Below are 24,967 nucleotides of genomic sequence, written 5' to 3'. Positions count from 1 at the left end.
GGTTTATGCAGGTTTTTATATGATGCTGGCAGCCGCAGCGTTCATAACGCTGGAGGTTTTGTGCCGAAGATTAAAAACAGCTACGCGTAAGGAGCTTGAGTGGTACATATTCTTCGCTGTCTGCGCCTCGTTCTTTGCCTATTTCTTCTTCGATAGTTACAACACCAAGACACTGGTACCAGCCCTGCAGAGTCCGTGGTTTGCGCCCCACGTGTTTGTGTATATCTTTGCCTATTGTCTGCTTGGCATAGCTGTAGTCATCGCCTGGTGGAAACAAGTTGACGATCTTGTGTATGTAAGCTTTGCCTTCCTTACCATTGGCATGCTGTTTGGTGCTCTTTGGGCCAAGGAGGCTTGGGGCCACTACTGGTCGTGGGACCCCAAGGAAACCTGGGCAGCCATCACTTGGATAGCCTACCTTATCTACATTCACTACCGTAGGTTGCCTCAACAACGCAGCCGTCTGGCATTCTGGATGCTCATTGGTTCGTTCGTCCTCCTACAAATGTGCTGGTGGGGCATCAACTATCTGCCCTCAGCCCAAAGCTCAAGCGTACACGTTTATAGCACAGACTAATCAATGCTTTAGGAATTTCTCTAGCTGCTCGGCCTCTTCCTGAAACTCTTTGGGTTTGAAGCCATGACCTGCACCTGGGATGATGTGCAGACGGGCATCCTTGTAGAGTTTCTGGGCACGCTTAGAATCGTCGATGAGTACCACCTGATCCTTATCGCCCTGCACAATGAGTACGGGGCCACGATACTTGCAGATGATGTCGAAGGTGTTCATATCGTGAATCTCCTCGAAAAAGCGGCGTCCCATCTTAACGCCCCACAACTCAGTAACCTCAGGAATATCCGACAGTTTGGGATAACGATCGCGCCAGTTCTGCGGAATGCATAAGGCGGGGAACACAAGTACCAACTGACTAACCTTATCTTTCATCTGAGCTGCTGTAAGGGCTGAAACCAATCCGCCCTGACTCTCGCCAACGAGTACGATGCGCTGATGCCCCTGACTGCGGAAATAGTTAACAATGGCACGCAGGTCGCTCTGCTCGTCGAGTATCGACATGTTCAGCGTGTTATTATCGGCACGACTGTTAACTGAGCCACAAGGGAAATCGAAGGTGTAGCACTGGTAGCCCAGCTTCTGCATCACATCAAAGTAGTTACGACCAAAGTGGTAAGTGCCATTAAAACCGTGGGCAATGATAGCAATACCATTGGGCTGACCAGCAGGCGTAAAGAGTTCGCCGTAAATCTGGCGGTCGCCATTCATAATCCAAAGGGGCTTTATGTTCTTAAAATCCACGAAGTGCTTAGCCTGAATGGTCCAGCCTGGATAGCCTTTAGCTTGTCCACCTATAAAGGTTTCGGCACAATCCTTTTTGCCCTTCAGCTGCCAGTCGAGCCAGTCGATAACCAATCGGCCATAGTCGCCACCATACTGCTCTTTATACGTGCCACCATGACCCGAAGCTGGATGGTTGGCCCATGCCACGGGCACATGACTGATGCGCTCGTAATCCTTCTTGGCATTCTGGTAGGCCACATCGCTCTCGCCACCGGTTACGTATAGAATAGGTGTATGTACCTTTGGCAACGAGACACGACTGGCACCAGCCATCTCCATATCGCCCATGCCGGCATTCATAATCATCAGTGTTTTAAAACGAGGGTCGGCAGCATTACAAAGTACCTGCGCACCACCACACGAGTGACCTGCAGCAGCAATCTTCAACGTATCAATATACTGATAGTAATTGCTACCCTTGGTGCGCGCCTGCTGCAGCATCCAGTCTAGTCCGCGCTTCAGTTCGCTCGACTCTGTAGGGTTCTGCTTGCGACTGTCGAGATAGGCCTCCATCTCGCCAATGGCCATCACCACGTAGCCATGCGAAGCTATCTCGGTAAGCATGCGCTCATAGCCGGCGCTGGTGTCCATACATCCGCCATTGCCCCACATCAGCAGTGGCAAAACGCCGCAACGTGCATGGGCATAAGCCATATCCTTGGGATGATACACCACAAAATCTTCGGCACCAGCCTCTTTTACAGCTATGGCCTTAAATGGTCCTGATCCACCCTCGTCGATGGTCTTTTGACTAGGCTGAGTGACCTTTGTTTGAGCATCCTGCGCAAAGCACGACAGGCTTATCAGGCAGGACAGGAATGGAAAAAGAAAATGCTTCATAATTTAATGTTGAACTTGTATTCGGGAATAACTTCTACGTTTTTAATTTCTACAACAGGACCATTGGCAAAATCGGGAACAGCCTGCTTGGGCAGATCGCCTAAGAAGGGGGCGTTCTTTCGCAGCGGACGGAAATAGAACGTCAGCGGGTCGGTCTTTAAATCGTTGGCATAGCGCTTCAAACCTATCGTCCAAGGCTCGCCATGATAAAACTCGTCCTGCACCAGCTGGCCCTTCATAAAGGCCATTGCCACATCGCCCACGTAATTCACTCGCAAGAAGAGCTCCTGAATAGTTGACAGTTGACAATTGACAGTTGATAGTTTTACGCTCATGCGGCGGGGACCGGCTTTCTTTACCTCGAACTGGGGCGTAACAGGTGCTACGCTGGCTGTCTGAGCCTTAAAGCCCTGACGGCTAGGATAAACCACGTAGTTTACCTGATGGTTACCAAGGCTTAGCAGCGTGGCGCCATTGGCTGCAGGCAGCACGGTGGCATCGGTTATCAGCAAACGGCCGTTAACCTTGAGCGCATTCAGCGCCTGCTGGCGGGTAAGCGTGGTTACCTTGATGGTGCGACCAGAAGCCGTTTTTAAGGCAAAAGTACTCTTAAAACCTGCAACAGGCTTAAAGAAATGCTTCCCCTTTACGGTGGTAGCATCAAAGAGATATTCGGTAGCCATACCATCGGGCGAAAAGAAGAAATAATGCTCGGCATCACCATCCTTCAACTTTGTAAGCAGCTGTGCGGTGGCGTATTTCAGCAACGCGCCATCCATATCTAGATTGAAAGGCAGGATAACACTCTGATCCTTGCCAAGCGTAAACCCTCCCTGAGTGGGAATGTTTAATGTTTCATGTTTCATGTTTAATCTAACCTGCAGGTTAGTCTGGTCGTGGCGCAGGGTGTCGTGGTCCTGAAAGTTAACCATAAACAGGAATCCGCTGCCATCCTTGATACGGGCGGCATAGCGCAGGTGGTCGCGGTTGTCGGGTGTCATCTGCTGCCAATCGGCTGGCAGAACGGGCTCCATGGGCGCCAGCAGATGGCCGAAATCGGCCAGGAAGGTGTGCAGCAGTCGCAGGTTGCGATACATCTTACCTTCCAATCCGAACTCGCCGATAGGTGCCTGGAAATCGTAGCTTACCTTGGGCATGCCCATAGGCTCGTCCTGGAACGAGCCCACACCACCAATCTGCTTGGGCGTGCTGCCACCATGATACATGTAATAGCCAATGCCATTGCTACCGCTACCCAAGGTGCGCACCATCAGGCCCTCGGCAGCCTGAGCCGTTACTATCGGACGCGCGCCATAAATCATCTGTATGCCAGCGCCCATCTCGGCACAGAACGAGGGGTAATCGGCAGGGTTATAACGCGTAGGCGCATAATCGGCCTCCTTGGTTAAATCCTTAAACATCAGGAACTTCGACATGTGAGGCTTAGCCCAGAAGGGATAGGTATAGGCTGCTGTAACGGGGATGGCCTCGCCCTCAATAACAGCCGCATTACCCCACCCTGTGGCGGTGTAGAAAGGCACATCGATACCAGCCTCAACGGCCATCTTTTTAAGCAGCTGCATGTGCAGGTTACCCATCTCGGCACCTGTGGCCTTACGCGCCTGGTTGCCCACACCTATCATGGCCTCGCCGGCATTGTAGCTGGCTGCCGTATTATCCTTGGGTTCGCCAGCATAGGTAATGGCCCATGGGGCTGCCGAATGCTGCATCTCGTTCTCAACCTGACAGCCGATAATCGGTCCGCCATCCTTGTAATACAGGCCCTGCAACTGCTTACCAATCTCGGTATAGAGTCGCTTAACAATCTTCAGGTATTCGGGATCGTTACTGCGCACCTCCAAGGGCTTGGCAAACAGCCAGTCGGGGAAACCGCCACTGCGAATCTCGCCATGGCAGAACGGGCCGATACGCACAATCACCTGCATATCATGCTTTTTACAAAGCTCGATAAATCGGCGCAGATTACGCTGACCATCCCAACGGAACTGCCCCTCGACCTCCTCGTGCAGGCTCCAGAACACATAGGTGGGGATAACGGTCACGCCACCCGCCTTCATCTTCAAGATCTCCTCCTCCCACTGCTCGGCCGGGTAGCGGCTGTAGTGGAACTCGCCCATCACGGGGATAACAGGACGGCCTGCCATCTCCATATAAAAACTGTTCACATCTATACGCTCGCCCTGCGGGTTTACACCACCCATACGCAGGTGGTTGCTACGTATAGCCTTGGGCTGCGCAGGCTCGTTAAGTTGGTACACCTGCTGCGCCTGAACCGAAGTTCCGACGGCCAACGCAGCTATCACAAAAATCTGTTTCATTGTTATTCGCTATTATTTGGATGCAAAAATACAAATATTTTATCACTAAACATTGCAAAATCGTACGCTTTTTATAAAAAATCCAGCGACTTTCACAAGCAGCCGGATTCTGGAATTACTAACTCTAACTAACTAAATTAAGTTAACCAACGTAATACCTATAAAACTGGAACTATGTTTCATTTATTTACGAGGTCCATCATAGTTGTCGCGAGTAAAGTACTGCGTAAGTGTTTTACCACTCTCCTTAGCCTGATTAACAGCATAGTCGGGCAATGGGAAGTACTCGCTTGATGGCTCGCGACCCGTGGCTTTCATGGCGGTATAATACTTATTGAAACGAATCAAATCTATTTTACGACAACCTTCATAATAAAGTTCATGACCGCGCTCCATGAGCAGGGCATCTAGGAATGCATCAACACTGGCAGTCTTGTCGGCAGTAAGACCAGCCAAGCCTGCACGCTGACGCACCTGATTTACGCAATCGATGGCTTGAGCCGAAACAGCATTATGAGCACGCACATCGGCCTCGGCATAAAGCAGCAGCACATCGGCCCAACGTGCCAAAGGAATATCTGTTCCCTGGAACGAGGTCTCGGTCTCGATAGGATATTTATTGATGATAAAACCATCCCAAACGCTACCCAGATGTTCCTCGGTTACCCAGTAGCCAAACACATGATAGTAACGGGTCTCGATAGTTTTGGCACGCAAGTCGCCTGGCTCGAAAGTATCGTAAAACTGCTTCGATACATTCATGGTCTGGCCCCAGCCGCCACCTTGCTTTACATAAGGCGTGGGGTTACCCTTATCATCGTACTTGCTAACCTCCCACGAAAGGGCATACCACGAGAATGGGTTAAAGTTACCCTCGTTGCCATTACCTGTGGCATTCGAGTTACAGCTTACAGCCATAATGGTTTCGCAATTAAACTTATTGGCAATCTTAAACTGATCGGCATAAGGGTTCTCGCCCTGAGCAAATAGCGAATAACCGCCCTTGAACTGCGCAAACATATCGTAAGCCTTCTGATAATAACCATTTACATGATAACCCTCGTTAAGATAATGGCGCATCAAGCAGAAACGAGCATAATCGGCTGTATAACGACCTTTCTGAGCCTGCTTTTCGGCTACATGAGCCACGGCATATTCCAAGTCGGCTGTGATATACTCGGTCATCTGGTCGAGTGTAGGACGCTCCAAACCAGCCTCGGCCTCATCGTTGCCAACAAGGGCAGGATCGAGGATAACAGGCACCGGACCGTACATATGCAACAGATAGTACATCATCATGCCACGGAGCAGATGAGCCTCACCCAAAAACTCCTGTTGCTGTGCAGTGGGCAGAATGGCAGGATCGGCCTTTTCTATCTCATCGATAATCTTTGTAAAACGCGTAATATCACGTACTTTCTCAAAGTGGTTGGTAGGCACCGTTGAACCGCGTCCGGCATACTTCATATCCTCGAACTGTGCCTCGCCATAGTAGGTCCAGGGACCGCCCCATGAGCCAATGCGCCAAGGTGCGCTCTCATCAGAAGGCATATCGAACAGGCGGTTCAAACCACCCTCAGACACATAGAAGTTATGCATATTTGAACCTGAGAGATTGTACGACCATGTTACGCAGAATGGGATGTAGCAATCCATCAAGTAGCTCTCGTAATCGGCAGCTGTTGCAGGAAAGTTGGTAGTAGATAACTGTCCGTAAATCTGGGCATCGAAATCGTTCTCACAGCTGGTGTTCATCAGTAGTCCTGCAGCCATTAATGCTGTATAAATATATTTTTTCATGTTGATTCGTAATTTTAGAATTGAACTTTAAGACCTAATGAGAATGTGCGGGTCATGGGGTACTCGGCCTTACCACCCTTATAACCTCCACCTGTTTGTACCTCAGGGTCGAAGTTATCAAACGATGTGAATGTGAATGGATTCTGGGCATCGGCATAGATACGGATACTCTGCACCTGCTTGCTGAGTTTACCCAGTGCGCGGGCATCGAAGGTGTAACCCAAAGTAATGTTACGTACACGCAGGAAATCAGCATTCTGATAGTACACATCGGTACCGGCGCTACCTGGCAGAGCCACGTTCGACAGACGGAATGCGATTCCTGGCAACGTGCCATTAGGATTGGTCTGCGAGTTATAGGCCTGAGCAATAATGGTACTCTGGTTTGACGACTGGTTGGCCAGTTCGCGACCATCGCTCCAATCGTACGAGTAGTTATATTTCTTCAGTCCAAGCTGCGAGTAAACAAAGATGTTCAAATCCCAGTTCTTGTAATAGAAGGTGTTGCCAAGTCCCCAGTACAGCGCAGGTACCACGTTTACCATATCCACATCGGCAGTGGTAATCTCGCCATCGCCATTCAGATCCTTGATAATCGGGCAACCAGGATACTGGAAATCCTTAGGCTGATGGGCTGGCATATTACTCTTATCGCTATTGATGATACCCTCAGTACGATAGAAGTAAAGGGCATTTACAGGCTCATCCTTCTGCTGGCGATACTCCTCGAAATAGGTATTGGGGAAGTGCTCCTTCCAGATAGAGTTATAGTGCGAGAGAGTAAGCATAGACGTCCAACGGAAATCGGGTGTAACCACATTAACGGTATTCAATGTAGCATCCCAACCATAACGACGGATATGACCACCATTGATGGGGCGTGAGGCAAACATCGAGAGTCCCTCGGTAGCGGCATAACCCAGCATATCGGTTACATCGTTCCAGAAATAGTCGAACGATCCGAACACTCGGTCCTTCAGGATTGAGAAGTCAAGACCAACGTTCTTCATCACCGTCTTCTCCCACGACACATCGGGATAATCCTTCGACGACAGGTAGTAAGCCACGTACTTGGTAGCATTGTTATCAAAGGCCACCTGATTGCCCGAAGCACTATAGGCACCATAGAGGGTTGAACCAAGGTTATCGTTACCCGTTTCGCCATACGAAGCACGCAGTTTCAGCATGTTCACCCACTTAACGTTCTCCATAAACTTCTCGTTGTAGATTTTCCAGGCTACCGAAGCAGATGGGAACCAGTTGTACTTCTTATCCTTGAAGAACTTATCGGTACCATCGCGACGCAGGGTTCCGGCAATCACATACTTATCGAGAATATCGAGACTGAAACGACCGAACTGCGAGCGTTTCTCGTTTCCCCACTTGTTCGACGATGGTTTCACCTCGCCCGAAGCAGCCGAGATATTATCGTTGCCAATCACATCGTTAATCTCATTGTACGACACACCCAAAGCGCTACCGTTTGAGAAATAGCGTCCCATACCAACTACAGCATTAAACGATACAGCATTATTAAAGAAATTGTGGTCGAACGACAGCGTAGCCTCTAAGGTACTGTTATCGCGCTCGATATCATACAAACTTCCACGAGCCTTATACATCTGGTCGAAATAAACATTCGAGGGGATATACACATCACGCTTAGCATGCTCCTTGTTATAACCATACAGGGCACGGGCTGTGAGCATTTCAGGAATAATGGTAAAGTCGAATGCGAAATTGGCATTAAAGCCATCGCTGAGCGACTTATTGGTGATATCAAGCATACCTACTGCATTAGGGATGGTAGAGAAAGCTGTGTACTTACCATCATCGCCCATAAGAGGCAGATTGCTGGGATAAGACAAAGCGGCTGTAAGCGCACCCGATGCCTGGGGACCACGACCGGCTGTGGTACCACCCACTGTGCCGTTCCAGTTATTGTTCTTATTATAGTTAATGGTGGTAGTAACCTTTAACCAGTTGAATAGCTGGGCACCGATGTTGGCACGAAGCACAAAACGCTCGTAGGCCGAATTAGCTACTGTACCCTCCTGATTGTAATAGTTACCCGAGAGATAATAGGTAAGCTTGTCGGCACCACCCTGGATAGTTACATTATGCGACGAGATACTTCCGCTCTTCAGGATATAGTCGGCCCAGTCGGTATTGGGCGAACTGGCTATCTGCTGAGCCGTATAAGCATCGTCGTTACCGCCATCATAAGCATTAGGTCCGTAAGGCGCCATCTTGTTATTATAAAGGTACTGCTCTTTCTTAAAGATGTTTACATAGTTCATAAAGTCCTGAGCATTCAGCGACTTAATGTATTTATAGTTACTTACTGAAGATATGGAGCCCTCGTACGACACCTTCATCTTACCCTTCTTGCCACTCTTGGTGGTAATCAGGATAACACCATTGGCAGCGTTGATACCATAGATAGCAGCCGAAGCATCCTTCAGCACCTCGATACTCTCGATATCCTCGGGATTCAAACCAGCCAAACCAGAACGGTTAACACTTGATGGCATAACCGTGTTGTTTCCACCCGACGAACCCTCTAACGCATCGCCAGGCATCACAACGCCGTCAACTACATATAATGGTTCGCCACCACCACGGATGTTGATGCTTACACCACCGCCAGGCTGAGCACTCGACACCGTGGCCTGCAAACCTGCAGCACGTCCCATCAGCATCTGCGACATATTAGTGGTACCGGTTTTAATCACATCATCACCTTTTACTTTATCAATTGCTGTTGTCAGGTTCTTACGCGATACGGCACCGTAACCTGTGGCAATCACCTCGTTCAGCACGTTGGCGTCTTCGATCATCACCACATCCATGGTGTTCTTGCTTACCTGCTTGTGTACAGCACGATAACCAATGTAAGAGAACTGCAGGGTTTCGCCCTTGGCGGCCTCGATGGAGAAGTTACCATCTACATCGGTTACAACACCTTTCGACTGACCTTTTACAACCACACTGGCACCAATAACGGGTTCGCCTTGTGAATCAACAATACGTCCGGATACCACATTGCTCTGTGCATACGCAAAAGATGTAAAGCACAGAAACAGCATCAGAAACGAGACTCTCTGAAAAAGACTTTTCATTAGTTTTTTTTGTTTCATAAAATTGTTTTGAATTAATAGTTATAATTTGATTGTTTTGAAAATCTGGGTGCAAAATTACGATGGCTATCCTAACCTACAGGCCATATTTTGGACTTTAGCAGCCACAAACTGGACAAACGACCATTTTTTGGCCAAAAAACATGCATATACATAAAAAAATAATTGTAAATTTGCATCCAAATAAGGAATACTACAATGAGAATATTACTAAAACCAACGCTACTGATGGCCATGCTAATTTGGGCAATTACTGCCGATGGTCACTATTATAATAATGTACGCGTAAAAGATAACGCCCCTATCTACACCATCGTACAGGATGAGAACGACCTGATATGGCTTGGAACCGAAAACGGTTTATATCTTTACGACGGCTATCGCTGTGTAGCCCAGCAAACGGCCTACCCTGAGATGCGCTGCCCCATTTACTGCATAAAAAGCAAGGGCACGCAGCTGTACATGGGTACGCCAAAAGGCTTTCTGATTTACGATACGCAGAGCCGCACCCTAACCAAGCCCCAGCAAAAAATAAGCGAAGTGCGCGGCATAGTTATCGTCAACCAGCTGATTATGATTGGAGCCAAAGAGGGGCTATACCATTACAACACCCAGACTGGCGCCTTGGGCATGTCCGATAACAGCATCCAGAACATTTTCTCGTTACTGCATACAGGCGATGCACTTTATATGGGCACACTTACCGGTGCCTACAAAAGGCAGAACGGCAAGAACACGCCCATCGTATTGCGAGAGGGCAGTCAGCCATTCGTAAACACGCTGTACGAAGACCCGCAGCAACCATACATATGGATTGGAGCTGGCGACATGCTGTACCAATACAATCAGCGCACCCAAGCGGTTACAAGCTGTCCAGCATTGGCAGGTTCGTCAATCAAATCGATAACCAGAACCGACGACGGCACGCAGTTTGTGGCCACCGATAATGGTCTGTACACCTGTAAGAACAACACATGGAGTCTTGACTTGCACGATGCCCGTAACCCATATACGCTAGCCGACAACGTGGTTTGGAACACAACCATCGACAGATGGGGCAACATGCTGCTTGGTACTGATGGTGGATTATCCGTTATCCCCCACCCCTCGTATTACCAGTATCAATCCATCGACCAACTAACCGGTATTGGCGATGGCAATAAACTTACCACCTTACTGGTCGACAGTAAGGGCCGCAAATGGTTGGGTGGTAACAACGGTGTGATACTGAAAGATGCTGGAGCCCGTTGGTTCAGACAGACGTCGGCACGCTATCCCATGCCCCATAACCGCATCCGAAGGGTGTACGAAGACCTCTCGGCCAATATCTGGATAGCCACCGATAATGGTGTGGCCCTTTTTGACGAACAAACCCAACAGATGCGACAGATAGTTGTTATCGACAAAACAGAACAACATAACGCCAGATGGGCTTACGACATTATTGATGATGGCAAAGGCCGACTTTGGATTGCAGCCTTTAGCGGCGGTATTTTTATCATCGACAAAGAGCGGATGAAAAAGGCCTCGGGCTATCTGGTGGCCGAACATCACGTCTGTTCGACACTTAGCGACCAGTGGGTACGACAATTGATAAAGGACAAAAACGGTCACATCTGGGCAAGAACCGGTAAGGGCATTGACCGCATCAACATCATTACCCTGGCCGCAAAACATATAGAGCAGGGGCACACAGGCTACATGATGTGCGACCGCCAGGGCCGTGTATGGGTGGCAGGCAACGATACGCTTGCTTGTTACGTTGGCGATAAACAAACCAAGCAGTTGCCGTTAGGTTACAACCAACCTACCGAGGCTATCGGCCTGTACGAGATAAACAACCAGAAATGGGTGATTACCAATAAAGAGTGCGTGCAGATTGATGAGAACGATGAGGGTAACCGCCTGCGCATTCCTATCATCGAGGGCTATGGCACCTGCTACTCTAACCAGGAAAAGCGTTTGTACATAGGTGGCGTTGACGGACTGATTACCCTGCACCCTAACGAGGTTAACACCAACCCGATTAACCGCAAGCTCATTTTATCAAACCTATTGGTAAACGGTGTACCTCAGTTATTTAACGGTCACGATATCAGCCTGCCACATAACGAGAACAGCATCGAGCTCTGGCTGAGCGACCTGCCATACTGCGGTCAGGTATCGGTATCGTATGCCTATCAGCTATCAGGTCTCGACGATGGGTGGCACCTGATGAACTCGGTCGAGGAGCCCTTGGTTTACAGTTCTCTGCCCACTGGCGACTACACCTTAACGATACGTACCGTTGATCAGGCTGGCCTACAGGATAGCGAGGTGTTCAGGGCCAACATCAGCATTCTGCCACCCTGGTATCTATCGCGCTGGGCAAAGGCGGCATATATTATGCTGCTATTGGGATTGCTTTTCTGGCTTAACCGTTTTTATCATGTAAGAAAACAGCTGGCACGCGAACAGCGCGAAAAACAACGCATGCTTGAGCAATCAAAAGTGCGTATGGACTTTTACACCAATCTGTCAAAGAGTCTGAACGACAAACTGAAGCACATGATCCTACCACTGAAACAACTGGAGCAAGCAGGGGATAGTGTCAATACCCATCGAGCCACCACAGCCGTTAGTACCGAGATTGCACAGATGCAGCAGTTGATTCACCAGGCCTTCGACTTTGGTTTGGATTCATCCGAAAAGTCCATCATCCCTACCCCACAGGACCCCCAGCAACTTGCAGCGCCTGTGAGCGAGAAGGACGAGAAACTGCTGCACGAGATTACAGCTATCATCGAGAAAAACCTGATTGATTCCGATTTTAACGTCACCATGTTGCAGGAGTCGGTTGGTATCGGCCAAAAGTTGCTTTACCGCAAAATCAAACAGGTAACGGGTATGACGCCTGTTGAATACATCCGCCATATCCGATTAGAAAAAGCAGCCCGCCTGCTAAAGGAGGGCCGCTTCTCGGTATCCGAAGTGATGTATATGGTAGGATTTACCAAATCAGGCTATTTCTCGAAATGCTTCCAAGAGGCTTACGGTATGACGCCATCGGCCTACATCAAACAGCGTTAGTATTTGATAACGCTGAAGCCATTGGGGCGGAACACCTCGAAGCTGTACTGGGCGTTGATGTTCTTAAGTACCAGCGGATAGCTCTCGCCAGGCTGCATATCGGGCAACGAAATGGTTTGCCCCTTTCCATCTCCATCTGTATATTTCAGCTGATAGCCGCGCAGTATATAGGTGGGGATGGATTTTTTCACCTGCAGCACTACTGCGGCATCGCGATTACTGTCGTCGGTATCGTACTGGCCCGCCAATCCCTCTTTCTTGGTGGCGTTTGCCGGACTAACCTTGGTAATCTCGATAGGCGACATCAGTTGGCGCAACACATGGTAGCTGGGCTTGGGCATCAGGTCGGTTGTGGTAACACCATGACGGCGGATGCGGTACTTGCCAAGCCCCTCCTCGCCCATCTGGGTGCGATAATCCTGTACGCAGAAGTAGATATAACCACACACAAACGGCACCTTCTGCCACTCCTTAATGTGGTACAGCATGTCATCAATACGTGTGCCATCGCCGCCAGCAAAGGCGGGCTCGCACAAACCGTTTTCAGTAATAAAGAGCGGACGACCATTCAGCACCGAGTCGATACGGGCAAAGCGCAATGGCAACTCGTAACGGTTGTTGCCATGCCAAGTACCTGTATATTCGTTCCAGGTGGGCAGGTCGAGCACCAGCGATGGGTCGTCGGCTAAGTTTTTCCATATCTTGTTACAAAGCACATCTACGATGCGGGTGTTATCCAGCTTTCGCACATGGTCGGCCAGCAGTTTTACGTCTTCGTGATTGCCAGCCACCTCGTTACTCATACCCCAGCCATACAAACAGGGATGGTTATAGTGCGCCTCAATCATCTCGCTCAGCGATTCGCGAGCCACCTGGCGCAGTTCGGGGGTGAGTTTTCCCCAAGGCTGCTGCCACCACGACAGCTCCAACTGGCCCAGGATACCCATCTCGTCCATCAAGTCAAGCATATAGCCGTCGGGCACATAATGGAAGCGGGTAATCGTGGTATTCAGGTCCTTCATCACGCGCACCGTTTTCTCGATAAACACACGAGGCTCGGCCATACCAAACTCGGGATTAGAACCAGGCATATCCTCGATACCAGGTAAGCGTACCGGCTCGCCATTCAGCACAAAGCTGCGGCCCTCAATACGGAAGTCGCGAAAGCCAAAGTGGTCCTTAACCACATCGCTCACCTGACTGCCCGCTATCGTTTCGCAAATAAAGTCATAAAGGTTCGGCTGATCAAAGTGCCACAGCATAGGCTGTTTTACGGCAGCATCGATGGTAAAGTGTGGCTCGCCCTTCTTCTTCGATAGCATCAGCTGGCCCTCCCACTCTACGGCTCGGGTCTGGCGGTTCGTTACCTTCAGGCGTGCCGTCATCTTGTTGGTACGCTCATCCCACAGACGGATGTCGAATCGCACCTTGCCATCCTTCGATGGTGTGGCATGCACGTATCTGATGGTATGCTTACCACTTACATGCATCTTTACGCTGCGATAAATGCCACCATCGTTGCTCCAGTCGAAATGGCGCTCAAAAGGCAGCGCCTTATCGGTATAGGCATTCGATGTACGCACCTCAAGCGTGTTTTCGCCATTAAAATCTATCAAGCGGGTGATATCAAACGAGAACGGCGTGTAACCCTTGTTCAGGTGCTCGCCTACTTTTTGGCCATTCAGATACACGATGGCATCGTGGTACACCGCCTCGAAGTGCAAACGCACCGTGCGGCCTTTCATATCGGGCGTTATCGGCAGCACGCGCTTGTAGGTAGCCTCGCCTGCGTAATCCTCCAGTCCGTCCATCACATTATAGGTATGCGGCACGTTTACCACATAATCCTTGCCAGCAATGTTCAGCTGCCACTCGCCGTTAAGCATTACATCCTGTTGCGCCTTAACCGTTAACACCAACGATATCAAGGCCGTAAAAAGCATTAGTTTCTTCATAACTTGTTATATTATCAATTTTTCTACTGCAAAGATACAGCATTTTTTAATAGGCTGTAATGGATTAAGCAACGATAAATTATGGACTTTTTTGCGATATTATTTGGATTATTCGTGGCTTTTACGTATTTTTGCGGCGATGATTAAGAAGAAAGACGGTTTCCAGGGCGAACAGATGGTGGTGCTGCCACCGATGTTGATCGAGATGGAAGAGCACGATGAGCTCTGCCAGAGTTTGTATATCACCGATATCGGCTACTATCCCAAGGCCGAACATCATCATCGCACACGCGAGAAAGCCATCCCCCAGTATGTGCTGATATACTGCGTGGAGGGCGATGGTTGGTACGAGGTGGACGGCAAGCGGCATCAGGTAACCAAGAACCAGTACTTTATACTGCCTGCCCATAAACCGCATGCTTACGGCACCCAACAAAGCTGGACCATCTACTGGGTACACTTTGCAGGTACGGCAGCCCATGTGTATGCTCAAGGTGCCGCTACGCCCCGGAGCATCAACGTAGCCATCAACTCGCGCATTGGCGAACGCTTGAATATCTTCGAGGAGATATTGGCCACACTCTGTGCCGGCAAGGAGCTCGAGGATATGCGCTACGCCAGCAGTCTGCTGCACCACTTCCTGGCATCTATGCGCTATTTAGGTCAGTTCCGCCGCGCCAAGGCCGAGGCACCTACCGACATTGTTGATCAGGCCATACACTACATGCGCGAGAATATCGAGAACCGCATGATGATGGACGACGTGCTGCGCTACGTGGGCTACTCACAAAGCCACTTCAACACCCTCTTTAAGAAGAAAACGGGTGTTAGTCCTATCACCTATTTCAACCGTCTGAAAATAGAACATGCCTGTAGGCTGTTACGCACTACAGACATGAAAATAAATATGATTTGCTATAAAGTAGGCATCGAAGATCCGCTCTATTTTTCGCGATTGTTCTCCAAACTCATGGGCATGAGTCCTACCGATTACCGCAATCAGTTGTAGATCGAGTTGGCATCCGTCTTGCTATCGATAGCCTTCTCCAGTATCAAGCTACGCACATCAGCCTCTGAGAGCTGCATGGCAGGCTTAAAGGCATCGCTCAGCATGTACTGCACCAAGCTGTACTGCATCTGTCGCAGCTCTGGCAGGTGGGTATCGGTCAGCAGGTCGATGCTCGAGAATATCAAGCTGCCCTTGCCCACCTTAGTCTCGAATACCTGAGCCAAACGGCGGTTGTTCACAAAGTTATCTATACTCTCAACGATAGGCTGAACGGGTGCGATACTGTCGAGCACCATCACGCGGCTGCGCTTCACCAGATTCCACCATTGCCAGTTGCTGTGCATCTCGGTGGGGAAGTTAGCCAATGCCGGGTGCTGCGGGTTGCACAGCAAGCCCATGGTGCCAGCCTGTTTGGGGAAGTGAACCGGGCTCCAGAATACAGGCAGGAACTTACCTTCCAATCCCCTGATGGCAGCAGTCTTTGGCGATAGCAGCACCTTCTTGCCCTTCTTCAAAGCCTTTAAAGCCACGTTAACATCAGCTGTAACCACCAACTTTTCACTATTCACTTTTAGTTTTTCACTTATATCGGGATATACCCAGATGTTCCAGCGATTTTTCCAAGGCGTATCTTTGATAGATACCTCCAACTCCATGCGCTCAGCCTTTTCTATCTTGTCTAAGGCTATGGCAATCTCGCTGCCAGTCCCCTCGGCATAGGTATCGCCAGCCTCGTCGTTCAGCTGCCAGCTGATGGTTTTATCGGCCATACTCTCAAAGCTGTAGTTGGCAATATCTACCTTGGCCGTAAACGTCTCGTCGGCCTTCCACACAGCCTTATCAAACTGGGCCAGAGGCACTACGGGCGCACAAGCCTCGCGGAATCGCTGTGGTTCTACCAAACCCTTGCTATCCCAGAAAGCATCCAGCAGTCCTACCAAAGCCGTTCCCTGCCCAGGAAAATCATGCAGGTCCAGCAGTTGGAAACCACTCTGCTGTGGGGTCTTTAAGGCACGTTCAATCTCCTCCTTATAAAGGATGGCAGCCAGCTTTCCCGATGCCTTCAGATAGTCGTCGGCACGGTTCAGCAAGCCCTTCTGCTGCAGGTCGTTGCGTATCGCCTTAAAGTTCAGCGGGTTCAGCACACCCGTGTACTTATCTATCTCCTTGATGTTTGGATACACGCTGTACTGCCCTATCTCGTGACTTACCAATGGCACCGTAATGTTTTTGGCGGCCTCATGATAGTCGCTCTTGAAGTCGGGCACACGCTCATCAAACACGCCCTGCCCGCGCACCCATCCGTTGTCCGTCCACTGGGTAATAAAAATATCATCCTCGGGCTCCTGCTTTACGCCGTGTCCTTTCTCAAAGGTAAAGGTCGATGTTACGTAAAGGTGTCGTGGGTCCTGCTGCTTCATGTAATGCGTCAGTTGGTTCAGGAAGTCGAAGTCAGGCTGCAGCTCGTTACCACAGCTGATGATGCACAGCGATGGATGGTTGCCGTAGTTGCGGACGATGTTGTCGAACTCCTGATACAGGAACTTGGCGGTTGCTGTATCCTTGTTCACCGTGAGCGACCAGTTGGGCAGCTCCACCTGACAGTAGAATCCCATCTTATCCGCCACGCGGAAGGCTGCCTCGGGTGGACACCATGAGTGGAAACGCAGGTGGTTCAGGCCGTACTCGCGGGCGGTGGTAAACACCTTCATCCAGCCGCGCTCGTCGGTTGGTGGTGTGCCTGTTAGTGGGAAGATGCAGCACTCTAATGTTCCTCTTAGGAAAGTGGGATACCCATTAATCAGCAGTCGGTTCCCCTCTGCTTTAAAGCTGCGCATACCAAAGCTAACGGTTTTGGTTTGTCCGCCCGCCATCACACTCAGGGTGTAGAGCTGCGGATTAAACTCGCTCCACAACTGTGCCTCGACCATCGGCAGTACATACTCGTCAGCAGCCACCTTGGTAGGTTTCACCGCCTGTCCGTCAAGCATAAACTGCGGTTCTTTCTTCGCAGCCAGCAGCGATACTTTTATGCGTGCCTGCTGCTTGTCAACCTCAGGATACACCTGCACATCGCCTATCTCAGGCGCCACGCTCAGCTCCATACGGCCCAGCACGCCGTTCCACATTATCTGCGTGTCGTTGGTGTAGGCATGCGCCAGGTTATCCACTGTTATATCGTGTAGTTTGTTGTTGTCGATGGTTATGGTTAGCGTGTGCTTGCCAGGGGTCAGCCCGTCCATTATATTAAATAGGTGCGGTGTGGTTAGGCTCTCCTGCATCTGGCCCAAGTCCACGCCATCTATCATCACCCTACTGCGCCACATCACGCGCTCCAGCAGCAGCTGCAAGGGTTTGCCAGCCATCTCCTGGGGGATGATGATTTCGCGCTCGTAAGTAGCCGTACCAATGTACTGGTGGTTACGTGTCAGTCGCGACAGCTGCGGCTTTTGTAGCGCAGGCTGCAGCGTGTTAGGCGTGCCAATGCCAGCCCCGTCAAGTGTGCCAGGCAGGGCGATAGGCTGCATCTTACCGGTGCCAAGCCTAACCTGCCACTTGCCACTTAAACTCATGGTTTGCTGTGCCGACGCCGTCAGCATCATCAAACACGACAGAAAACATGCTATACCTTTTTTCATCATAAATTCTGAGATATTGTTGTACGGAACTGGCGGGCGCCTAGGTGATTGTTGTCCATTTCCTCTACCTGACGCAGGTAGAGCTCGGCTTTTGCTTTGTCGCCCATGCCGTAATAGCCCAGGGCGAGCATGTACAGGCAGTGGATGCGGTTAAGCTCGTCGAGGTCGCCCTCCCAAACCAGCAGGTCGGGCAGCGATACGGCAAAGTAGTCCATCACCACATGGTCGAAGATGTGCTGCTTGCCGTAGTTAATGAGCTTATGGAACAGCGAGCGGGCCTTATCTTCCTGACCGAGTTTGCGGTAGCACAGGGCGGCATAGAAGATTTTATCGGGCTTGGCATCGTTGTAGTACATGGCGGCTGCGGGCTCGGTTGGGCCTGCGGTACCTTCCTGGTAGCGGCCCAGGAAGTAGAGAAAATCGTTATCCTGCGAGCCATAGAGCTTGCCCTCGCCCAAGTGGTGTGGGAACACCAGGCACTCCTCCAGCAGCTGCTTGGCGCGCGCATCGTTGGCATCCTTCTGCAGCAGCTGTTTGGCAATCTCCAGACGGCACATCTGATACTGACCGCTCACCTTGCCTTCGCCACCCTCCCATGGATGGAAGATGCGGTTATCAATCAACGCCTTAGCCTCTTCGTAGCGGCCCAGCATATTGAGCAGAGTGGCATGTTCGAGCACGAGGTCGTCGCGGCGCTCTATCAGCTCGGCATGCTGCTCGTAGAAGGCCAGGCGCTCGGCATGCGGACGGTGCAGGCGCTTGTAAAGCTGGTCGAGCTCCATGAAGATGCGCTCATCGTTCTCATCCAGATGGAAGGCGCGCTCCATATATTCGAGTGCCTGCTCATGATTGCCCTGCTTGTTGAAGCGTGCGAGAGCCAGGTTGCGCCATACGGTTGGAAAGTTAGGGTCGAGCTTGGCCGAGAGTTCCCAATTCTCGATAGCCAAATCGTACTGGCGCTTGTCGTAATACAGGCAGCCCAGATAGTAAGGTGCCTTGGGATCGTTAATTAGCTTAAAGGCCTCGAGCATACGTGCATCTTCCAATCGATTAGGGAAGCAATAATCGGGAGACGCCGTTATAGCCTTGTTGACATACTCCTTAACATCGGCCAAACTCATAACATTTGCCAGATAATAATAGGTGAGTGGCGACTCCTCTACCCCACGCTTGATGGCGGCTTGCAGCACCAGCGCAGCCTCGTTGTTCAAACCGGCCTGCATATAATCGAGGGCTGTTTCGTGGTAGTTATAGATGTTGCCGTGCATGAGTTCTACCATGCGATTGAGCGGTGCATCATCGCCTGTAAGCAGGTGCTCCTCGACCATGCACACATAGCTGAATGGATCAATGGTGTACGACTCCGTAATCCAAGCCAAAGCCTCATCTTTTCGACCTAATTTGCGCAGCACGGCAGCCTTCATGGCACGTGCCTTGTGGTTATGACTGTTGCTAATGAGGGCGCGTTCGAGTTCGTCGAGCGCATCCTCCCATTTTTCAGCAGCGATGCTGATGCAGGCGGCCTCGAAATAGCCGGCATCAGCCCAACCCTTGTTCCAGGTAGATTTCCAGAAGCAATTGTAGGCCACACCATATTGCCCCAGCAGCTTATTAACAACACCCAGATAAAACAGAGCCTCGCCATCATAGGGGTTGGGATTGCGCTTTTTCTGAACCTTTACGGCTGTTTCGAGATAGGTTATAGCCTTATCGAAACGAGCGCGGCGCAGGTACCATAAGCCCATCTGCATGTTACAGCGGTAATCCATAGGATCGCGGCGCAGAGCCTCCTCGTAATAATCGAGTGCGCTCCATGTGGCATGTCGATACTGCTCGAGGTGCAAACCTGTAAGGTAAAGCTGATCGACAGTCTTGGTATCCTGTGGCGAGAGCGCAGCCTCGGCGGCATCGGGGATAGGACGGATTTTATCATCCTCGGCATGCCACTCTAACAATGGAAGCATGCGGGGATTCTCTGGACGATCGACGGTCAAAAACATATCGCTTAACTGCGCATCCTGGGTATCCACCGTCTCTATGAGCACCTCCTCGGGAGAGAGGGTTACTACCTGATTATAATACTCATGGCTGAATTTATCCTCGAGTACAATGCGTACCTCTTTCTTCGAAGTAGCCAGAATCTTAAAGGTTGTATGGGTGGCATCAGCCTGCTCGATATTCATCACGAAATCCTTTGAGGCCTGCTTGACGATGCCCACCTCGCGATAAGGCATGAAGTACTGCACAAACTGTTTCTCCTCGTAAGGCATCAGCCAGGTAAAGTCGGGCTGGTTCTCGGTATATACGCCTGCCATCAGCTCGATATAGGGACGGAAGCCCTCGCGATCGATATGCCACTGAGCCATCTCCTCGGGTGTAGCCTCGTCGGTGAGGTTGCGGTCCCAAGCGCGACCAAAGTCGCCGTTACCCCAAGTCCATTGCTTCTTGCCTGGCGAGTAGTGGTGACTGGCCACATGCAGCATGCCACCCTTGGTATCGTTCTCGTAACCACCCTCGAAGTCAAAGCGCGAGTTTACACCCATATAGCTGGTGGGTACGAAGATATTTTTATAGTTAGAGATATCGACACCAGCCGAATAGTCCATCTTATAATAGGTGCCTGTGGCGATGGGGAAGCTGCTTACGGCACGCTTTCCATGATCGAACACGGCATTGATATCGGGTGGGAACACACTCTGGTAGGCATCGTTAACCTCAACGGCTGGGTTGGCCCACCACAGGAATGTCTGCGGCAGATTGGTGCGATTGCTGACGCGACCCTGAATTTCGAGATAAGCACAACCAGGGCGCAGGGTAAAGCCTGCCATACCCTTTTGGTGGAACATGCGCTCCATCTCGTTTACCCATACGGTGATAGAGCCATCCTCGTTCTCAACAATGGTGCTATCAACGGGCATGTAGGTGGATGGACGATGGTGCTGGGGCCAGTTAAACTCGATACCACCGCTAATCCAAGGACCAGCTAAGCCTACCAATGCGGGCTTAATAACATGATTATAATACACAAAGTGGCGCTGCTTAATCTTATCGTAAGCCATCTGCACACGTCCGCCCAGTTCGGGCAGTATCATCACCTTGATATACTCGTTCTCGATATAAACGGCCTTATACTCTTTATCCACCTTCTCGTCGCTCATCGACTCGATAACGGGATAAGGATATACCACGCCACTAGAACCCTGATAAACACGTTTTTCCAGGAACATCGGGTTCTTCTCGGGCTTTCCTACTTCGTAGGTAGGAATAGTCACGATTTCTCTCCAAGCTTTTACCATCTCTATATTTACAATTTTACTATTTACAATTTATTTGGTTATTTTACCAATTCTTTTTCCAAATCCTCCAGACTCTTGCCTTTGGTTTCGGGGCAGTTGCGCAGCAGATAGATAAAGGCACACACGCAGATGCCGCTATAAATCCAGAACGTACCGCTACTGCCTAAAGCCGCATTCATGGATGGGAACGAGAAGGTAAGCGTGCAACAGCCCACCCAAAGGGCAAAGGTACACGTAGCCATGGCGATGCCACGCACGCGGTGTGGGAATATCTCGGCCAACAGTGTCCACGTAACAGGGCCTAACGTCATAGCATACACAGAGATAGCAGCCACTACCAGGGCTACCATCAGCATGCCCGTCATACCCATAAAGTAACAGGTGCCAAGCGTAAGGTAAATCAGTCCCAGTCCGCCAGCGCCAATCAGAATGAGCGTACGGCGGCCCCACTTCTCGATGGTATAGAGTGCCACAAAGGTAAACACCACGTTGGCGATACCTGTGATGACGATATTGATAAACATACCATCCACATCGAAGCCTGCACCCACAAAAATCTCCTGAGCGTAGTTGAAAATCACGTTGGTGCCGCACCACTGCTGGAATACGGCTATAACCAAACCCAACAGCAAAACCTTGCCATATTTCTGCTGGAACAGTTCGCCCAAACCAGCCTCGCGCTTCAGCGAGCCATCAGTTTTGCCCTGCTTTAATGCCAAATACACTGGGCTCTCGGGTATGAAGAAACTCATCAGTAGGAACAGCGCTGCAGGAACGGTTTCGGCCCAGAACATCCAGCGCCAGCCCCACTCTACATTCCACGCCTGACTCTCGGCTACAGCCGTATCGCGCGCCAACAGCATGTTTACGATTTGCGCACCAAGTATACCAAGCACAATGGTCATCTGGTTCAGACTCACCATGCGACCGCGAATCTCAGCCGGACTCACCTCGGCTATATACATAGGTGCCAAGGCCGAAGCCACACCGATGCCTATACCACCCACAAAACGGGCGATATTAAATAAGGTGAAATCATTGAACAAGCCCGTGGCGATGGCCGACACCGTAAACAGTACTGCCGATGTCATCAACAGCGGTTTGCGACCGTACTTATCGGCAGCGGCACCTGCCACCATAGCGCCTACCAGACAACCAATCAAGGCAGTAGTCATAGCTACACCTTGCATCAAAGGCGAATGGCTAATGTCAAAAAACAACTCATAAAAGGGTTTGGCACCGCCTATCACCACCCAGTCGTAACCAAAAAGCAGTCCGCCCATGGCCGACACGGCGCAGATGAAATACAGAAAACCTTTGTTATAGCTTTGCATATCTTTAAACGTTTTTAATTTTCACGGTGCAAAGGTAATGTATTTCCCGTACAACACACATAGAAAAAACAACGATAAAGCATGGATTATTTTACGGAATAAGAAAAAAACAAAAAAGGTCCCCCGCCAAATGGCGAGAGACCCTTGAATGGATATCTGATATCAGATTACTGCTGTGCAGGGGCATCGGTCTCGGTGGGCCAGTATGGGTTCTGGTACATCGGACTCTGATCGATGCTGGCGTGGTCGGCTGCTGTGAGCAGGAACTGACGCAGAGGCAGTGGCTGCAGATAGTAGGCCATACGCCATGTCAATCCCTTAGCATAGCTATTGTTGGTCATGTTAACCACGTGTGGGCAGTGGTACTCGCTGATGCTCTTCTGTGATACGTTAGAGCTGCTTGAACCATCGGCAACCAGGTCGTTGTACCACTTCTCCATAGGTGTATTCCACAGGTGGATACCCTCAGCATATACAGGCTTCTTTATCAACTGCTCGTATGAGCGCCAACGCTTCAGATCCATATCGCGCAAGCCCTCGGCCAGGAACTCACAGCTACGCTCACGACGGATGTTGTAGAGTGTAGCATCGGTGAGCAGCTCGCCTGCGGTGTAAGCACCCCAGTCGAGTGTTTCCTTGGTCATGTCGGTAGCAGCGATGGTTACCTGAGGATCAACGGCAGCACCGGTGAATCCGGCAGCCTCGCGCACCTTCTTCCAGTACTCCAGAATCTTGCCCGAATTGATGTTCTTGGTGAGCATATACTCAGCCTCGATGTAGTTGAGCAGTGCCTCGGTGGCACGGAAGATAACGCAAGCGTTGTAGCTACCGCCATTGGCAGTGAGCGAACGGTCGAAAGTCATACCCTTGCGGATAGCGTAACCAGTGATGTAACCATCCTCGGCATTAGCGTTGGTGATGTTTGGTGTAGGCTCTGTCTGAGTCCAGTGTGTACCGGCATCGTCGGTCACGTTCTTAAAGCAGTTCACCTGTCCGGGCACCTTCAGCATCACCTGCAGGCGTGGGTCGCGGTTCTCAACCACCTTGGCAATCTCTGAATCGTCGTAGGTATAGGCCGAAGCGTAGATAGGCTTACCATCAGCCATCACATAGCGCTCCACCAGCGAACGGGTCACGCCTGTACCGATGTTTCCTTTCTCAACAGCCACCTCGATATCGTTGTTCAGGCCCAGCGACTTGCTGTACTCGCGCCACAGTAGAATCTCGCTCTTGCCAGCGCAGTTGGTAGTGCCCCACAACTCGAGGTAAGGATTGCTCTCGCCCTCGGCCTGAGGAACCACGCCGTTGTTGATAGTCAGGCTGTTCTTATACTTCTCGGCCACCTCCTCGGCTGCTGCAGCAGCAGTCTCGAAGAAATACTTAGCCTCGTTCTCGATCGAACCAGTGGGGAACTGGTAGCCAGGATTCTTGGCAGCACCGGGCCATCCTGTACCATTGGGCACGAATGGAGTGCCTGCAAAGTTGGTAAGCCATGAACCCATGTAGAGGGCCACGCGGCTCTTGAACAGCTTGGCAGCATCGGCCGAGATGCGGGTGTGGCGCTTCTCAAAGTCGGGCTTCATGTAAGTGATGGCTGTATCCAGGTTGTTCACGATGAAACGAGCCACCTCGTTACAAGGCTGACGATGGCTAGCTGCTACGAGCACTGCCTCGTTATCGGGCAGAGCCTCGGTCAGGATAGGCAGGTCGCCATACTTCTTCAGCATGTCGAAGTAAGCATAGGCACGGAAGAAATAAATCTCGCCCACATACTGACGGATGTTGGTCTCGTTGCCGCTGATGGCGTTCTTGGCCAGCTTAGCCTTGAGCTCGGCCAGCTGATAGTTCACGTTGCGGATGTTACCCCACGACCAATCGCCCTCGCTCTGGGCGGTGTGCCACAGATTGGCCGAGAACTTGGCGCTTGGTGTGCGGGCTGCCTGCACGTCGGTATTGTTATCGTTAGTGTAGGTTCCGTAGTCCCAACCGCCATGACCAGGCATGATGTCCTGATAGAAACGGTTTGCTACAGCCTGCACCTGATCCTCGCTGGTGTAGAAATTCTCTGGTGTCAGCGATGATGGTGGCTCCTGCTCCAGATAGTCGGTACATGAAGTAACGCCAGCTGCGAGAGCCAATGCTATGAATGATGATTTATAGAGTTTCATAATTTCCTAATCTTTTTTTAC

Annotated in this window: 11 protein-coding genes and 1 pseudogene; 3 read left to right on the top strand and 9 right to left on the bottom strand. The window is 50.7% G+C overall.

Going from position 1 to position 24,967, the window contains the following annotated elements:
• Positions 1-70: 70 nt before the first annotated feature.
• Positions 71-577: pseudogene (locus T499_RS14935) on the top strand (cytochrome c biogenesis protein); the annotation flags it as partial.
• Here the strand turns inward: T499_RS14935 and T499_RS14055 are convergent.
• The 4 genes from T499_RS14055 to T499_RS0104235 all read right to left on the bottom strand — a co-directional run bounded on the left by T499_RS14055 (position 578) and on the right by T499_RS0104235 (position 9,458).
• A complete protein-coding gene (locus tag T499_RS14055) occupies positions 578-2,197 on the bottom strand; it encodes an alpha/beta hydrolase (protein ID WP_052173372.1) in 1,620 nt (539 codons plus the stop codon).
• A complete protein-coding gene (locus T499_RS0104245; protein ID WP_033149851.1) occupies positions 2,194-4,536 on the bottom strand; it encodes a beta-galactosidase in 2,343 nt (780 codons plus the stop codon). Before T499_RS0104245 ends, T499_RS14055 begins: the two co-directional genes overlap by 4 nt.
• A gap of 183 nt (positions 4,537-4,719) precedes the next feature.
• Positions 4,720-6,336, bottom strand: coding sequence for a RagB/SusD family nutrient uptake outer membrane protein (locus T499_RS0104240; RefSeq protein ID WP_033149850.1), 1,617 nt, complete (start codon positions 6,334-6,336; stop codon positions 4,720-4,722).
• 14 nt (positions 6,337-6,350) lie between these two features.
• Positions 6,351-9,458: a SusC/RagA family TonB-linked outer membrane protein gene (locus T499_RS0104235; RefSeq protein ID WP_232221046.1), complete on the bottom strand. Its 3,108-nt coding sequence runs from the start codon at positions 9,456-9,458 to the stop codon at positions 6,351-6,353.
• A gap of 216 nt (positions 9,459-9,674) precedes the next feature.
• On the opposite strand from T499_RS0104235, the gene T499_RS0104230 reads away from it, so the two are divergent.
• Positions 9,675-12,545 carry a helix-turn-helix domain-containing protein gene (locus T499_RS0104230; RefSeq protein WP_084162884.1) on the top strand — a complete coding sequence of 957 codons (2,871 nt, stop codon included), beginning with the start codon at positions 9,675-9,677 and terminating at the stop codon, positions 12,543-12,545.
• On the opposite strand, the gene T499_RS0104225 is transcribed toward T499_RS0104230, so the two are convergent.
• Positions 12,542-14,500: a glycoside hydrolase family 2 protein gene (locus T499_RS0104225; protein ID WP_033149847.1), complete on the bottom strand. Its 1,959-nt coding sequence runs from the start codon at positions 14,498-14,500 to the stop codon at positions 12,542-12,544. The two genes, T499_RS0104230 and T499_RS0104225, sit on opposite strands and share 4 nt — an antisense overlap.
• A gap of 139 nt (positions 14,501-14,639) precedes the next feature.
• On the opposite strand from T499_RS0104225, the gene T499_RS0104220 reads away from it, so the two are divergent.
• Positions 14,640-15,509: an AraC family transcriptional regulator gene (locus tag T499_RS0104220; protein WP_033149846.1), complete on the top strand. Its 870-nt coding sequence runs from the start codon at positions 14,640-14,642 to the stop codon at positions 15,507-15,509.
• On the opposite strand, the gene T499_RS0104215 is transcribed toward T499_RS0104220, so the two are convergent.
• The 4 genes from T499_RS0104215 to T499_RS0104200 form a co-directional block, all read right to left on the bottom strand.
• Entirely contained in the window at positions 15,500-18,148 is a 2,649-nt protein-coding gene (locus T499_RS0104215; RefSeq protein WP_033149845.1) for a glycoside hydrolase family 2 protein, read from the bottom strand. The two genes, T499_RS0104220 and T499_RS0104215, sit on opposite strands and share 10 nt — an antisense overlap.
• Complete coding sequence (locus T499_RS0104210) at positions 18,148-21,444, bottom strand: DUF5107 domain-containing protein (RefSeq protein ID WP_033149844.1); 3,297 nt, start codon at positions 21,442-21,444, stop codon at positions 18,148-18,150. Before T499_RS0104210 ends, T499_RS0104215 begins: the two co-directional genes overlap by 1 nt.
• 38 nt (positions 21,445-21,482) lie before the next feature.
• On the bottom strand, positions 21,483-22,778 hold the full coding sequence (locus tag T499_RS0104205) for a sugar porter family MFS transporter (RefSeq protein WP_033149843.1): 1,296 nt from the start codon (positions 22,776-22,778) through the stop codon (positions 21,483-21,485).
• A 167-nt stretch (positions 22,779-22,945) separates the two neighbouring features.
• The gene (locus tag T499_RS0104200) at positions 22,946-24,946 is read right to left on the bottom strand and encodes a RagB/SusD family nutrient uptake outer membrane protein (protein ID WP_033149842.1); all 2,001 of its coding nucleotides are present in this window, start codon (positions 24,944-24,946) and stop codon (positions 22,946-22,948) included.
• Positions 24,947-24,967: the final 21 nt, after the last annotated feature.

The organism is Prevotella sp. RM4, assembly GCF_000701965.1.
GTDB lineage: Bacteria > Bacteroidota > Bacteroidia > Bacteroidales > Bacteroidaceae > Prevotella > Prevotella ruminicola.
Note: the sequence above shows the minus strand (reverse complement) of the source record. Positions and strands in the feature narration are given on the sequence as shown.